Source organism: Enterobacter cloacae complex sp. I1M, assembly GCF_014982425.1.
Taxonomy (GTDB): Bacteria; Pseudomonadota; Gammaproteobacteria; order Enterobacterales; family Enterobacteriaceae; genus Enterobacter; species Enterobacter intestinihominis.
Map to the genome: position 1 here is coordinate 164,265 of NZ_JADCLG010000005.1, position 14,767 is coordinate 179,031.

Annotated in this window: 16 protein-coding genes; 10 read left to right on the forward strand and 6 right to left on the reverse strand. The window is 53.4% G+C overall.

Annotation, left to right across the window (positions count from 1 at the left end; all coding sequences use genetic code 11):
- Window position 1: 1 nt before the first annotated feature.
- Both dsbC and xerD read right to left on the reverse strand, forming a co-directional pair.
- On the reverse strand, window positions 2–715 hold the full coding sequence (gene dsbC, locus INF86_RS02435) for a bifunctional protein-disulfide isomerase/oxidoreductase DsbC (protein WP_022649304.1): 714 nt from the start codon (window positions 713–715) through the stop codon (window positions 2–4).
- Between the two features lie 28 nt (window positions 716–743).
- Window positions 744–1,640, reverse strand: coding sequence for a site-specific tyrosine recombinase XerD (gene xerD / locus INF86_RS02440; RefSeq protein WP_048965619.1), 897 nt, complete (start codon window positions 1,638–1,640; stop codon window positions 744–746).
- A 101-nt stretch (window positions 1,641–1,741) separates the two neighbouring features.
- Here xerD and fldB point away from each other — a divergent pair, with 101 nt between their 5' ends.
- Window positions 1,742–2,263 carry a flavodoxin FldB gene (fldB, locus tag INF86_RS02445; RefSeq protein ID WP_015571793.1) on the forward strand — a complete coding sequence of 174 codons (522 nt, stop codon included), beginning with the start codon at window positions 1,742–1,744 and terminating at the stop codon, window positions 2,261–2,263.
- Window position 2,264: 1 nt separating this feature from the next.
- Here the strand turns inward: fldB and INF86_RS02450 are convergent, their stop codons facing one another.
- On the reverse strand, window positions 2,265–2,675 hold the full coding sequence (locus INF86_RS02450) for a protein YgfX (RefSeq protein ID WP_022649305.1): 411 nt from the start codon (window positions 2,673–2,675) through the stop codon (window positions 2,265–2,267).
- A complete protein-coding gene (sdhE, locus tag INF86_RS02455; protein ID WP_003863437.1) occupies window positions 2,656–2,922 on the reverse strand; it encodes an FAD assembly factor SdhE in 267 nt (88 codons plus the stop codon). Before sdhE ends, INF86_RS02450 begins: the two co-directional genes overlap by 20 nt.
- A 294-nt stretch (window positions 2,923–3,216) precedes the next feature.
- On the opposite strand from sdhE, the gene ygfZ reads away from it, so the two are divergent.
- The gene (ygfZ, locus tag INF86_RS02460; RefSeq protein ID WP_032626101.1) at window positions 3,217–4,197 is read left to right on the forward strand and encodes a tRNA-modifying protein YgfZ; all 981 of its coding nucleotides are present in this window, start codon (window positions 3,217–3,219) and stop codon (window positions 4,195–4,197) included.
- A gap of 492 nt (window positions 4,198–4,689) precedes the next feature.
- Here the strand turns inward: ygfZ and INF86_RS02465 are convergent, their stop codons facing one another.
- Window positions 4,690–5,193 carry a non-heme ferritin-like protein gene (locus INF86_RS02465; RefSeq protein ID WP_022648520.1) on the reverse strand — a complete coding sequence of 168 codons (504 nt, stop codon included), beginning with the start codon at window positions 5,191–5,193 and terminating at the stop codon, window positions 4,690–4,692.
- A gap of 504 nt (window positions 5,194–5,697) precedes the next feature.
- Here INF86_RS02465 and INF86_RS02470 point away from each other — a divergent pair.
- The 6 genes from INF86_RS02470 to otsA all read left to right on the forward strand — a co-directional run bounded on the left by INF86_RS02470 (window position 5,698) and on the right by otsA (window position 12,498).
- The gene (locus INF86_RS02470; RefSeq protein ID WP_048966695.1) at window positions 5,698–6,255 is read left to right on the forward strand and encodes a DJ-1/PfpI family protein; all 558 of its coding nucleotides are present in this window, start codon (window positions 5,698–5,700) and stop codon (window positions 6,253–6,255) included.
- Window positions 6,256–6,571: 316 nt separating this feature from the next.
- Window positions 6,572–7,561 carry an arabinose ABC transporter substrate-binding protein AraF gene (gene araF, locus INF86_RS02475; RefSeq protein ID WP_023300466.1) on the forward strand — a complete coding sequence of 330 codons (990 nt, stop codon included), beginning with the start codon at window positions 6,572–6,574 and terminating at the stop codon, window positions 7,559–7,561.
- Between the two features lie 71 nt (window positions 7,562–7,632).
- Window positions 7,633–9,147 (forward strand): L-arabinose ABC transporter ATP-binding protein AraG, encoded by a 1,515-nt coding sequence (gene araG, locus INF86_RS02480; protein ID WP_193543191.1) that lies wholly within the window; start codon window positions 7,633–7,635, stop codon window positions 9,145–9,147.
- A gap of 14 nt (window positions 9,148–9,161) precedes the next feature.
- The gene (gene araH / locus INF86_RS02485; RefSeq protein WP_023300464.1) at window positions 9,162–10,142 is read left to right on the forward strand and encodes an L-arabinose ABC transporter permease AraH; all 981 of its coding nucleotides are present in this window, start codon (window positions 9,162–9,164) and stop codon (window positions 10,140–10,142) included.
- 153 nt (window positions 10,143–10,295) lie between these two features.
- Window positions 10,296–11,099: a trehalose-phosphatase gene (gene otsB, locus INF86_RS02490; protein WP_032676180.1), complete on the forward strand. Its 804-nt coding sequence runs from the start codon at window positions 10,296–10,298 to the stop codon at window positions 11,097–11,099.
- Window positions 11,074–12,498 carry an alpha,alpha-trehalose-phosphate synthase gene (otsA, locus tag INF86_RS02495; protein WP_022648514.1) on the forward strand — a complete coding sequence of 475 codons (1,425 nt, stop codon included), beginning with the start codon at window positions 11,074–11,076 and terminating at the stop codon, window positions 12,496–12,498. Before otsB ends, otsA begins: the two co-directional genes overlap by 26 nt.
- Window positions 12,499–12,513: 15 nt before the next feature.
- Here the strand turns inward: otsA and uspC are convergent, their stop codons facing one another.
- Window positions 12,514–12,942 carry a universal stress protein UspC gene (gene uspC / locus INF86_RS02500; RefSeq protein WP_022648513.1) on the reverse strand — a complete coding sequence of 143 codons (429 nt, stop codon included), beginning with the start codon at window positions 12,940–12,942 and terminating at the stop codon, window positions 12,514–12,516.
- A gap of 795 nt (window positions 12,943–13,737) precedes the next feature.
- On the opposite strand from uspC, the gene flhD reads away from it, so the two are divergent.
- Entirely contained in the window at window positions 13,738–14,088 is a 351-nt protein-coding gene (gene flhD, locus INF86_RS02505; RefSeq protein ID WP_003859693.1) for a flagellar transcriptional regulator FlhD, read from the forward strand.
- 2 nt (window positions 14,089–14,090) lie between these two features.
- A complete protein-coding gene (gene flhC / locus INF86_RS02510) occupies window positions 14,091–14,669 on the forward strand; it encodes a flagellar transcriptional regulator FlhC (protein ID WP_022648512.1) in 579 nt (192 codons plus the stop codon).
- Window positions 14,670–14,767: the final 98 nt, after the last annotated feature.

Sequence of the window (14,767 nt, forward strand, 5' to 3'; positions counted from 1 at the left end):
ATTATTTACCACCCGTCTGTTTCTGGTGTTCGTCGAGGAACGCTTTCATCTCTTTTGGCCCCTGGTAGCCCGGCACCACATAGCCGTTGCTCAGCACAATGGCTGGCGTACCGCTCACGCCAAACTGTACGCCCAGCGCGTAGTGGTTAGCGATGTCGATATCGCAGGAGGCGGGCTTCACGCCTTTACCGTTCATCGCATCATCAAAGGCCTTGTTGCGGTCTTTCGCACACCAGATCGCTTTCATATCCTGCTCAGGCTGACTCTGCACGCCAGCGCGTGGGAAGGCCAGGTAACGCACGGTAATGCCCAGCGCGTTGTAGTCTTTCATCTCTTCATGCAGCTTGTGGCAGTAGCCGCAGGTGATGTCGGTGAAGACGGTAATGACGTGCTTTTCCTGCGCCGCTTTGTAGACAATCATCTCTTTTTCGAGCGCATTCAGGTTTTTCATCAGTAGCTGGTTGGTGACGTTCACCGGCTGCGCACCGCTCACGTCGTACATTGGCCCCTGAATGATGTGCTTTCCGTCTTCGGTCACGTACAGCACGCCGCTGTTGGTCAGCACCGTTTTCATGCCAGCCACCGGCGCTGGCTGGATCTCGCTGCTGGCGACGCCGAGTTTCGTCAGAGACTGTTTAATGGCGGCATCATCCGCATGGGCAAAACCGGAAACCGAAGCTGCCAGCAGGGTGAACAGCGCTAAAGACTTTTTCATATATGATCCTGTAACAATTCGTCGGCACTCACGCGCGAGGGTGGTGCTGTTGGTGTAGCTGCCGCAGGCGTTCCGTCGCGACATGGGTGTATATTTGCGTCGTTGAAAGATCGCTGTGTCCAAGCAACATCTGCACCACGCGTAAATCCGCGCCGTGGTTTAACAGATGCGTCGCGAAGGCGTGACGCAAAACGTGCGGCGACAGCTTCTCACTGTCAATACCCGCCAGTGTGGCGTAATGTTTAATGCGATGCCAGAACGTTTGTCGCGTCATCTGCTGCGCGCGCTGGCTCGGGAATAATACATCTATGGAGACGCCGTTCAGCAGCCACGGACGCCCGTGTTCCAGATACGTCTCCAGCCAGTAGACCGCCTCTTCACCCAGCGGCACCAGCCGTTCTTTGTTCCCTTTACCGATAACGCGCACCACGCCCTGACGCAGGCTGATATCGCTCATCGTCAGGCCCACCAGCTCGGAAACGCGCAAGCCCGTGGCATACAATAGTTCAAGCATGGCTTTATCGCGTAACTCCAGCGGAAGGTCAACTGCGGGCGACTGTAATAATCTCTCAACTTGCGCTTCGCTGAGATCTTTTGGCAGCCGCTGAGGTAGTTTAGGCGATGCCAGCAGTGCGCTGGGATCATCCGCGCGGATCTTCTCGCGGTAAAGGTGCTGGAACAGGCGGCGCATGGCGCTCAGCAGACGTGCGGAGCTGGTGGCTTTGTACCCCCCTTCCATCCGCTCAGCCAGTAACCCTTGCAGGTCATCGCTTTGTGCGCTTTCAAGCGTCAGCCCCCGGTGCGCCAGCCACTCGACCAGCAGAGTGAGATCCCGACGATAGGCACTGAGCGTATTGTCAGCGAGGTTTTTCTCCAGCCACAGCGCGTCGAGAAACTGTTCGATGAGTGCGAGATCCTTTTCCACATCAACCCCTATGGTTCTGCAATCTGGCCATTATGCCTGATTGCCATCGGTTTCTGGTACACTACGCGCAAAGTCATAGCAAGAATTGAGATAGTTACGCGATGAATATTGGTCTGTTCTATGGTTCCAGCACCTGCTACACCGAAATGGCGGCGGAGAAAATTCGCGACATTATTGGCCCGGAACTGGTGACGTTGCATAACCTGAAAGATGACGCGGTTGCCTTGATGGAGCAGTACGATGTGCTGATTCTGGGTATCCCTACCTGGGACTTTGGTGAGATTCAGGAAGACTGGGAAGCGATCTGGGATCAGCTCGATTCAGTCAATTTTGAAGGCAAAATCATTGCGATGTACGGCATGGGCGACCAGTTGGGCTACGGGGAGTGGTTCCTTGACGCACTCGGCATGCTGCACGACAAACTGGCGCCAAAGGGCGCGACCTTTATCGGCTACTGGCCCACGGAAGGCTATGAGTTCACCAGTCAAAAACCGATTATTGCCGACGGTCAGCTGTTTGTCGGGCTCGCGCTGGATGAAACCAACCAGTACGATCTTAGCGACGAGCGCCTCCAGAGCTGGTGCGAGCAGATTCTGGGTGAGATGGCCGAGCAGTTCAGCTGATTTACTCCTGCGTCGGCTGTTGCACGATCAACCGGCGCAGATCTCGCCACTCCGCAGGATCCATACTGTCTGCTGCCAGCCACAGGTGCTGGCGACGATTGTCCTCGACCCGACGCAGCCGTAGCATCATCCCGGTGTTGAGCATCCACGGCGTCCCTATCATTTCCCACTCTTTTCCCTGCCAGCGCAGGCGAGAATCCATCAGCAGCTTAATTTCACCCTGACGGGCGTTGATTCGACGCTGGCTGCGCACGCTGTCAAACACTACAAACGACAGCAAAAGCAGCCACAGAGGGGTATAGCTTAGCGGCCACGGCACCAATAACACCATTGCCGCGACCAGACCGTGGAGCAGTAAGGACATCCACTGTGAGCGCCACGAGACGCGAAGATCAGATTGCCACAGGACCACGTTCCTGATTCCGTGTTTGAATTAATTGCACCATCCGTTGCAACTCGGTGTCGGCGGGCTTGCCGTGATTCATCAGCCAGTTGAATAAATCCGGATCGTCGGACTCAAGCAGACGGACAAACAGGCGCTTATCGTCATCGCTTAAGCTGTCGTACTCATACTCGAAGAAAGGCATGATGGAGATATCAAGTTCACGCATGCCGCGACGGCACGCCCAGTGAATACGGGCCTTGTTGTTAATATCCATGTTCTGTTTCCTGCATTACGTTTGGCACAGTCGGTATCCCGTTCGGTATTCATTATTGCTCTTCGGGAACACCTGCTAGTGTAACGTGTTTTTGACCGTTTCTTTACTGGAATATTGCGAACCTCGAGCAGGCTTCCTGAATAATCCTTATAAAGACAGCGGATTACACTATTTTGCGTAGCGCCACGCATAACCGCGTAATGGCACGAATGGCCTGCTGAAAGCGCTTGCATTGAATACAGTCTCTTTTACCATTAGGTATTATCAAAGCGTTAAGCAATTCAGGACATCACTATGGCATTTACACCATTTTCTCCTCGCCAGCCCGCCGCCTCTGCGCGTCTGCCGCTGACGCTGATTACTCTTGATGACTGGGCACTGGCGACACTGACCGGTGCGGACAGCGAAAAATACCTGCAAGGCCAGGTCACGGCGGACGTGGCGCAGTTGACTGAGCACCAGCATCTGCTGGCCGCGCATTGCGATCCAAAAGGCAAAATGTGGAGCAACCTGCGTCTGTTCCGCCGTCAGGACGGATTCGCCTTCATTGAGCGTCGCAGCCTGCGTGACGCCCAGCTTAAAGAGCTGAAAAAATACGCGGTCTTTTCTAAAGTCACCATCGCCCCGGACGATGAACACGTTCTGCTGGGGGTAGCGGGTTTCCAGGCGCGTGCAGCGCTGAAAAACCTGTTTGCCGAGCTACCGGATGCCGGAAAACAGCTGATCAGCGAGGGAGAAACCTCCATTCTGTGGTTCGAACACCCTGCGGAGCGCTTCCTGCTGGTAACCGACGAAGCAACGGCGGAACGCGTCACTGACGCCCTGCGCGGTGAAGCACAGCTCAACAACAGCCAGCAGTGGCTGGCGCTGAACATCGAAGCGGGCCTGCCAGTTATTGACGCGGCAAACAGCGCGCAGTTTATCCCGCAGGCGACAAACATCCAGGCGCTGGGTGGTATCAGCTTTAAGAAGGGCTGCTACACCGGACAGGAAATGGTGGCGCGTGCGAAATTCCGCGGCGCGAACAAACGTGCCCTGTGGACGCTGGCTGGTCACGCCAGCCGTGTGCCGGAAGCGGGTGAAGATCTCGAGATGAAGATGGGCGAAAACTGGCGCCGTACCGGCACCGTGTTAGCCGCCGTCCAGCTCGATGATGGCCGCCTGCTGGTGCAGGTTGTCATGAATAATGATATGGAGCCCGACAGCGTGTTCCGCGTGCGGGACGATGCAAACACGCTCAGCATTGAGCCGCTGCCGTATTCACTGGAAGATTGATGCTGTATCGCCCGGTGTTGATATTCTCCCTCTCCCTGTGGGCTGAGGGATCCCCAGTAATTTGAAAGCAAAAGCGATAACGTTGCCTCAGAATAACTGAGGGCTTTCAGCGATGCCTCGGTCCGGCTGTAAATCGCTGAGGCGTTTCCTGTAGGCCGGGGCGAGGCGCAGGGATGCGCCGAGAGGGCGGGCTTTACAGGGATGTTACCTCCGCCCGTCCCCGATAAGCCGGAAGGAATAAGCCGAAGGCACCGCGAAGCGGCGATTTTCCGCCGGAAGCCCGGGTCGCCAGGGTGGTGGCGACTGAGCCACCCTGGCACGTTCACCGGTTATGCCGTGACAGAGTAGCAAGGAACATAAAGTGAACGGAATGACCACCAGAGCCGTATGTTCCCCCTCACCCCAGCCCTCTCCCTCAAGGGAGAGGGGGCCGTCTGTGCAGGCATTATTTTGTGGGGAACTCTCAGCCCTGACGGGAGCGGGTGAAGGGACTTAGTGGTGTTGCACGGTAGCTATGTCGAGAAGATGGCGGTCCGTCTGCTCCAGACAGATCCCCGCGCGTTTCGCGTTGCGGATTTCGTCTGCGAGCGTTTTCAGCAGCATGCCATCCTGCTGCTGCTCTCTGTCCATATCACGTAAAAACTTGAGGGTAATGATGTCCTGTTGCGCTTTGGCTTCATCGGCCAGCTTGTTCAGCTTCGTACAGCGTTGCTCATACTCTTCAAGCGTTTTCTGGAACAGTTCCTCCAGAGAAGAGTAATTATCTTCAATCGTTTCAAGCTCTTTGACTGTGGGATTGGCGCCGATGGCTTTCAAAAAGTTAAAGACACGCATCATGTGCGTGACGTTACTTTGCGCCTGAGTACGAAAGAAGGTGGCAGTGCCGTTGAGGCTTTTTCTGGAACACCAGGCGCTCAAATGCAGATGCAGATTTGAAGCATAAAACTCCAGGTTCATCTGGGCATTCAGTTTTTGCATCATCGTTTGGGTAGTCATACTCATATCCTTATTGACTGTGGGACTTGATGTCCGCTACGAAACCTGACCCGGCAGGTACTGACGATTGAATAACAGAAAAAGATTTCTGCAAGGTAAACAAACTCGAAAATTCACGTCCTGTGTTCGATTTAAATAAGCATACGCTTCTCTTTGAATTAAGAAAACTCTTAGTTGGGCTGTGTTTACCATACATTACAAATTTAAATATAGCGCAGAACAGAAAACAGGTGACGAGATATAATATTTTTTATCTATATGATTTTAATGATATTAAAATCAGTACTTCCCATTTTTATCGTTTCAGGAAACCTTCTGTGGCGGGAAATTCTGTGAAAGTGTTAAATCAGAAATAATAACTGCAAATATATCCTGCTGTAGCAAATTTGAGCTAAATCAATTTTCCCGCAATATACGGTTCTGTGATCGCGTCGTAAGATTGTTATCTAACAGATCTGGAAAATGAAACGATGTTTTATATCTTTTCCCCCGTAGAGGTTTATGATGACAAAAGTTGCGGTGCTGCTGGCACCTGGTTTTGAAGAAGCAGAAGCGATTATCACAGTGGATATCCTGCGTCGCTTGCAGATTGAGGTAGAAACGCTGGCCTGCGCGGAGTCCCGTGCGGTAGTGAGTTACCACAATATCCCCATGGTGGCTGACAGTACCTTAACGGAACGTATTAATAGGCTGTATGACGCGGTCGTGTTACCCGGTGGGCCGCAGGGGAGTATCAATCTGGCGGCTAACCAGGAGGTGATCCGCTTTGTTTCCGCGCATGACGAGCACGGCAAACTCATCTGCCCGATCTGCTCTGCGGCCGCGCGGGTGCTGGGCGCAAACGGGCTACTGAAGGGGCGGCGCTACGTCTGTTCCGGCGATCTGTGGCAGACCGTTGATGATGGAGTATATGTAGATGCGCCGGTGGTGGAGGATAACAACCTCATCAGCGGCAAGGGGCTGGGGCACGCTTTTGACTTTGCGCTGACGCTCTCTGCGCGTCTGTTGGGCGACGATGCCCCCGTGCGCGATCATGCTGAACACATCTATTACCGCTGGTAAATTTTCTGCCGGACGCTAAGGCGTCCGGGTTACAGGGATTTCTTAGCTGACCTTATGGATAATCCTGCTTAACTCCTTTCCATTTGTAGGACAATTACGTCCTTTTTTATGTCATTTTTCGCTGAATTTATGTACGCAATTACTGTAATTCTGCGGTGTGATGTCGCTCTCTTATGGATGATTAATTTCCCGCTAAAACTATCTCCAGCAATAACGCTTATAACGAGGTAAGCGCTAATGCCTTGTTTTAAGTCCGATTAAATAAGTTGTTCGCCATTATTCCCTACAGATAAGAATGCTAAAGCTGGAGTTTACCATGCACAAATTTACTAAAGCGCTGGCGGCCATCGGCCTGGCTGCCGTTATGTCACAATCCGCTATCGCTGAAAATTTAAAGCTCGGTTTTCTGGTTAAACAGCCGGAAGAACCGTGGTTCCAAACCGAATGGAAATTTGCTGATAAAGCCGGAAAAGATTTGGGATTTGAGGTAATTAAAATCGCCGTACCTGACGGCGAGAAAACGCTTAACGCCATTGATAGCCTGGCGGCGAGCGGCGCGAAAGGTTTCGTTATCTGTACGCCGGATCCAAAGCTGGGTTCAGCGATTGCCGCGAAAGCGCGCGGTTATGACATGAAAGTGATTGCGGTGGACGATCAGTTCGTGAATGCCAAAGGCAAACCGATGGATACCGTTCCGCTGGTGATGATGGCGGCCACCAAAATCGGCGAGCGTCAGGGCCAGGAGCTCTATAAAGAGATGCAAAAACGCGGCTGGGATGTAAAAGAGACCGCCGTGATGGCGATTACCGCTGACGAGCTGGATACCGCCCGTCGTCGCACCACGGGCTCCATGGACGCGCTAAAAGCGGCTGGCTTCCCGGAAAAACAAATCTACAAAGTCCCGACCAAATCCAACGATATCCCGGGCGCCTTTGATGCGGCGAACTCTATGCTCGTCCAGCATCCGGAGGTGAAACACTGGCTGGTGGTGGGGATGAACGATAACACCGTGCTGGGCGGCGTGCGTGCAACGGAAGGCCAGGGCTTTAAAGCACCGGACATTATCGGGATCGGCATCAACGGCGTGGACGCCGTGAGCGAACTGTCTAAAGCGCAGGCGACCGGCTTCTACGGCTCTCTGCTGCCAAGCCCGGATGTCCACGGCTATAAATCCAGCGAAATGCTTTACAACTGGGTGACCAAGGGGGTTGAGCCGCCGAAATTCACCGAAGTAACCGATGTGGTGCTGATCACCCGCGATAATTTCAAAGAGGAGCTGGCGAAAAAAGGACTGGGCGGTAAGTAATACGCTGTGATTGCGCCCCTCACACGCCGTGAGGGGCCTGACGTACACACTACAGGAATCACGGAGTCGTTATGCAACAGTCTGATCCGTATCTCTCTTTCCGCGGCATCGGTAAAACATTCCCCGGCGTAAACGCGCTGACCGATATCAGCTTCGACTGCTATGCCGGCCAGGTTCATGCCCTGATGGGGGAGAACGGCGCGGGAAAATCCACGCTGCTAAAAATTCTCAGCGGCAACTACACGCCCACCACCGGCACGCTGGCCATTCGCGGCGAAGAGGTGGCCTTTGCCGACACCACGGCAGCGTTAAACGCGGGCGTCGCCATCATCTATCAGGAGCTGCATCTCATTCCTGAAATGACCGTGGCGGAGAACATCTACCTGGGCCAGCTTCCGCATAAAAGCGGCGTGGTCAACCGCTCGCTGCTCAACTATGAAGCGGGCTTGCAACTCAGGCACCTTGGGCTGGATGTCGATCCGCAAACGCCCCTCAAGTATCTCTCCATCGGCCAGTGGCAGATGGTGGAAATTGCCAAAGCGCTGGCGCGTAACGCCAAGATCATCGCTTTTGACGAGCCAACCAGCTCGCTCTCGGCGCGTGAAATTGAAAACCTCTTTCGCGTGATCCGCGAGCTGCGCAAAGAGGGCCGCATCATTCTGTACGTCTCCCACCGTATGGAAGAGATTTTTGCCTTAAGCGATGCCATCACCGTGTTTAAGGATGGCCGCTACGTGCGCACCTTCACCGATATGCAGCAGGTCAATCATGACCAGCTGGTGCAGGCGATGGTCGGGCGCGATCTGGGGGATATTTACCACTGGAAGCCGCGCGATTACGGCCCTGAGCGTCTGCGTCTGGATAGCGTTAAAGCCCCAGGCGTGCGCACACCTATTTCACTCTCGGTGCGCAGCGGCGAAATCGTCGGGCTGTTTGGCCTTGTGGGGGCAGGGCGCAGCGAGCTGATGAAAGGGCTGTTTGGCGGGACGCGTATTACCCAGGGCCAGGTCTTCGTCGACGGGAAAAAGGTCGATATACAGAAGCCTGCGCAGGCGATTAACGCGGGCATCATGCTCTGTCCGGAGGATCGAAAGGCCGAAGGCATTATTCCAGTGCACTCGGTGCGCGACAACATCAACATCTCTGCCCGGCGCAAGTTCATCCGCGCGGGATGTCTGATTAACGACGGGTGGGAGGCGCGCAACGCTGATCACCATATCCGTTCGCTGAACATCAAAACTCCCGGGGCTGAACAGCTGATCATGAACCTGTCCGGCGGCAACCAGCAAAAAGCCATTCTGGGGCGCTGGCTGTCGGAAGACATGAAGGTCATTTTGCTGGATGAACCAACGCGCGGTATCGACGTGGGGGCGAAACACGAAATCTATAACGTCATCTATGAGCTGGCAAAACGCGGCGTGGCGGTGCTGTTCGCCTCCAGCGATCTGCCCGAGGTGCTGGGCGTCGCCGACCGCATTGTAGTGATGCGTGAAGGCGAAATTGCCGGTGAATTGCTGCATGAACAGGCGAATGAACAACAGGCGTTGAGTCTCGCCATGCCTAAAGTTAGCCAGGCTGTCGCCTGAGTAAGGAGTCAATGATGTCCTCTGTTACTACATCCGGAGCGCCGAAGTCGGCTTTCAGTTTTGGCCGCATCTGGGACCAGTACGGCATGTTGGTGGTTTTTGCCGCCCTGTTCGTTGCGTGCGCGATTTTTGTGCCAAACTTTGCGACCTTCATCAACATGAAGGGGCTGGGGCTGGCTATCTCCATGTCCGGCATGGTGGCCTGCGGAATGCTATTCTGCCTGGCCTCCGGCGATTTTGACCTGTCGGTCGCCTCGGTGATTGCCTGTGCCGGGGTCACCACTGCCGTGGTGATCAATATGACCGAAAGCCTGTGGATCGGCGTGCTGGCGGGGCTGATGCTCGGCGTGCTGAGCGGTCTGGTGAACGGCTTTGTGATTGCGCGCCTGAAGATTAACGCCCTGATCACGACGCTTGCGACCATGCAAATCGTGCGCGGTCTGGCTTATATCATCTCCGACGGTAAGGCGGTGGGGATTGAAGACGAGCGCTTCTTTACGCTGGGCTATGCCAACTGGCTGGGCTTGCCTGCGCCTATCTGGCTGACGGTAGCCTGTCTGATCCTGTTTGGTTTCCTGCTTAACCGCACCACCTTTGGTCGTAATACCCTGGCGATTGGCGGGAACGAGGAAGCGGCGCGTCTGGCGGGTGTCCCGGTCGTACGGACCAAGATCATTATCTTTGTGCTTTCCGGGCTGGTGTCGGCAGCGGCGGGGATTATTCTGGCGTCGCGTATGACCAGCGGCCAGCCAATGACCTCTATCGGTTATGAGCTGATTGTCATTTCCGCCTGCGTATTGGGGGGCGTATCCCTCAAGGGCGGCATCGGAAAAATCTCATATGTGGTGGCGGGGATCCTGATTCTGGGGACCGTGGAGAACGCCATGAACCTGCTTAATATTTCTCCGTTCTCTCAGTACGTCGTACGCGGCCTGATCCTGCTGGCAGCAGTGATCTTCGACCGTTACAAGCAAAAAGCGAAGCGTACCATCTGATTTATTTTTAGCCACGTATCTGCTCAACTATTAACCATAGTTGACTCCCTGACCGGCCCGCCAGTTATGCTGACGGGCCGGTTGCTAAATGGCGAGCGCCGTCACACTGTCTATACTTACATGGCTGTTTTATTCACTGTAAGGAGGATTAGGGTGGCTGACTTGTTAACCGCACCGCCTGTACTGCCCGGAAAATTTGCTTTCTTTTTTGACCTCGACGGGACGCTCGCCGGAATTGAACCGCATCCTGACGACGTCGTTGTACCGGATCTGGTGTTAGAGAATTTGCAGCAGCTCTCCCGACAGAACGAGGGGGCACTGGCATTGATTTCAGGGCGCTCAATGGCCGAGCTGGATGTGCTCGCCAGTCCTTATCACTTTCCGCTAGCCGGTGTGCACGGAGCGGAGCGCCGCGATATCCATGATCAACTGCATATAGTTTCACTCCCCGATACGCTGGTTCAGGCGCTGCATGCGCAACTCTCTTCTGCTCTGGAACTGCTTCCCGGTACGGAACTGGAAGCCAAAGGCATGGCCTTTGCGCTGCACTACCGTCAGGCGCCTCACCATGAGGCGGCGATCTTTTCGGTAGCAAGAAGCGTGGCGGAAGCCCATCCGGAGCTGGCGTTACAGCCCGGTAAATGTGTGGTCGAGATTAAACCAGCAGGAATTAATAAAGGCGCTGCCATTGCAGCGTTTATGGCGGAAGCGCCGTTTAAAGGGCGTACGCCAGTATTTTTTGGGGATGACCTGACCGATGAGGCCGGGTTCAGCGTGGTAAACCGGGCCAGTGGCATGTCTGTCAAGGTAGGGCCGGGTGAAACCGTTGCCGGATGGCGGCTGGAAAACGTCGCCAGCGTCTGGCAGTGGATATCTGATGTCGCTAACCAGCAACAACAACAAATAGCGCAAAACAACGGGAGAAATCATTATGGGTCGCTTAGTCGTCGTCTCTAATCGCATCGCACCGCCGGATGATAAAAAAGCCAGTGCCGGTGGCCTGGCGGTCGGGGTATTAGGTGCCCTCAAAGCCGCGGGTGGTCTCTGGTTTGGCTGGAGCGGGGAAATCAGTAATGATGAGAAACCGCTTAAAAAGGTGTCACGGGGCAATATCACGTGGGCTTCCTTCGCACTCAGTGAGAAGGACTATGATGAATATTATTCCGAGTTCTCAAACGCCGTGCTGTGGCCAGCGTTTCACTATCGTCTGGACCTGGTGAAATTCCAGCGTGAATCCTATGAAGGCTATATGCGCGTTAATGCGCTGCTGGCAGATAAACTGCTGCCGCTAATCGAAGAAGACGATATTTTATGGATCCACGATTACCATCTGCTGCCTTTCGCCAGAGAGCTGCGAAAACGTGGTGTGAATAACCGAATCGGTTTTTTCCTGCACATCCCTTTCCCGACGCCGGAGATTTTCACGGCACTGCCGCAGCATGAAGAGATCCTTGAGGCGCTGTCCGATTACGACCTGCTCGGTTTCCAGACGGAAAACGACAGGCTGGCCTTCCTCGACAGCGTGTCCGGTAAAACCCGACTGGTCACTCACGGCGGCAAATCTCACACCGCGTGGGGACGTAATTTCCATACCGAGGTCTACCCGATTGGTATTGAGCCAGACGAAATTGCCGAGCAGGCCTCCGGTCCATTGCCTCCGAAGCTTGCCCAGCTTAAGGATGAACTCAAGCACGTTAAGAATATCTTTTCGGTTGAACGACTTGATTATTCCAAAGGGTTGCCGGAGCGATTCCTCGCGTACGAAACCCTGCTGGAAAAATTCCCGCAGCATCACGGCAAGATTCGTTATACCCAGATAGCGCCGACCTCACGCGGTGAGGTTCAGGCCTATCAGGATATCCGTCACCAGCTTGAGACCGAAGCAGGGCGCATCAACGGGCGCTACGGGCAGCTTGGCTGGACACCGCTTTTCTATTTGAATCAGCACTTTGAGCGCAAAATTCTGATGAAAGTGTTCCGCTATGCGGACGTCGGGCTGGTCACGCCCCTGCGCGACGGGATGAATCTGGTGGCAAAAGAGTATGTTGCAGCACAAGATCCTGCTGACCCGGGTGTGCTGGTGCTGTCTCAATTTGCCGGTGCGGCAAACGAGTTAACCTCAGCGCTGATTGTAAACCCTTACGATCGCGATGACGTGGCAAATGCCCTGAACCGTGCGTTAACTATGCCGCTTGCGGAACGTATTTCACGCCATTCGGAAATGATGGAGACCATCATGAAGAATGATATTAACCGCTGGCAGGCGCGTTTTATTGACGATTTGCGCGCGATCCAGCCGCAAAGTCAGGAAGGTGATCTGCAAAAAAAGATCGCGACCTTCCCTAAACTCGCCTGATTTTCTCCGGGGGCATTAATTGCCCCCAAGAGGCACCAGCAGGACATCAACCTGGCTTGACGAAACGATAGATTTTGCCGAGCATGCCGCACGAGAAAAAAAACTCTGGTTATGATTTCCGCAAATAACCAGGTCAATATTCTCTTTCTGACAGATGTCGAGAATATGCGCGCTTAATTCACCGGTCGCGATAACGGTCTGATGAATCGGATAGTCTGCCCTCTCCACCAACTCTTGCAGGAATTGGTGCGTTTCCTCCTGCAATACCTCACGTATATCTTCCAGCATCGGCGCAGCCAGCTGATTATACATTTCGGGTTCCGCGGCCAGCGTGATCAGGCTGATGCGGGCATTGGCGGGGCGGGCGATGGATACGGCTCGGGCGACAAGCTGGTGGCTTTCGGGAGAAACAGCAACTGAAACAAGCAGATGGGAGTAACTCATCACGCACTCCTTTGATGTCAGAATGACAAGTTTCCCCAGCTTTACCGCGAAACTGTCATTACTGCAAGAGGTGAATGCGTCATTAGTGTGAAGCTTATCATAATTATTCATTAATTATTCTTATAAGAAGAATAACTGAAAAGATGGCCTAAATGAAAAAAATTAACAGCTTAACGTAAATTACACATTTTCCCTCCCGGGTGGTTAACACGCCTTAACTCATCATCAACCCGGCGTAGATCGTTACGCAACGAAACTGATTTTTGTGTTGCCAGCGTTAACCCCCTGTTTTTACTTTATTAATTAATGGTAGTTTCAGCGTGAAGTTTTCCCCATAGCAGATCAATGCGGATTTGCCCTGTCTTTACATTTCCCAGACCCAATTCCCCCGTCCGGATGCATGAGTATTCGTTCCTGAAGAATATAAACAAGCTTGGGTTGGATAAAAAACACCCAAATTACAAGTCACGCTGATGGATTTATAGGTTACATTCGCGTAAATTATGTGACGCAGATCACATTTTTTTAAATTCCAGGGGGGGCTGCATTGTATGTGTCAAAACTGACGAGTAGAGTTTGCGTCGAATTAGGAAAAATCTTAGTTATTTGTAAGAAAAGATAAAATGTGTAACCGCCATTTTGGCCATGTTAAACGGTCACGCGCTTTACGACGTACAAACCTAAATTCAACTATGCATTTGGCCTTTTCTTTTTATACCGGGTGATTTCCCGGCGACATCACGGGGTGCGGTCTTTCCGCATAAAAATAATAGTTGGTTATTCGGGATGGGAAAAATGCATACATCCGAGTTGCTAAAACATATTTACGACATCAATTTGTCGTATTTATTGCTCGCGCAGCGTTTGATTAGTCAGGACAAACCGTCAGCGATGTTTCGTCTGGGTGTTAACGAAGAGATGGCAACCATGCTGGGGGGATTAACACTTCCGCAGATGGTCAAGCTGGCTGAAACCAATCAGCTTGTCTGCCAGTTCCGTTTCGATAACCCGCAGACAATTACGCGTCTGACTCAGGAATCCCGCGTGGACGATCTGCAACAGATCCACACCGGTATTCTTCTCTCCACCCGCCTGCTCAACGAAATCAGCCAGCCTGACGACGTAGCCCGGAAGAAAAGGGCTTAACAATGAGCGAAAAAAGCATTGTTCAGGAAGCCCGTGATATCCAGCTGGCAATGGAACTCATCACGCTGGGTGCGCGTTTACAAATGCTGGAAAGCGAGACGCAACTGAGCCGTGGTCGTTTGATCAAGCTGTACAAAGAATTGCGTGGTAGCCCACCGCCAAAAGGCATGCTGCCGTTTTCGACTGACTGGTTCATGACATGGGAGCAGAACATCCATGCTTCCATGTTCTGTAACGCCTGGCAGTACCTGCTTAAAACAGGCTTATGCAGCGGCGTGGATGCCGTGATTAAAGCCTACAAACTTTACCTTGAGCAATGCCCGCAGCAGGAACAGGGACCCCTGCTGGCGCTGACCCGCGCCTGGACGCTGGTGCGTTTTGTTGAAAGCGGAATGCTTGAATTGTCGCGCTGCAACTGCTGTGACGGCAATTTTATTACCCACGCGCACCAGCCTGCGGGCAGCTTCGCCTGTAGTTTATGCCAGCCTCCATCCCGAGCCGTAAAAAGACGTAAACTTTCCCGGGATGCTGCCGATATTATTCCACAACTGCTGGATGAACAGATCGAACACGCTGTTTAACCCGAACCTGTGGGCAAGATTCCAGCAGCGGTAAGCGATTACCGCTGCTTTTTTTTACCCTGCGTTCAGGTCACGCGCTCGAAATGAACGTCCTGCCA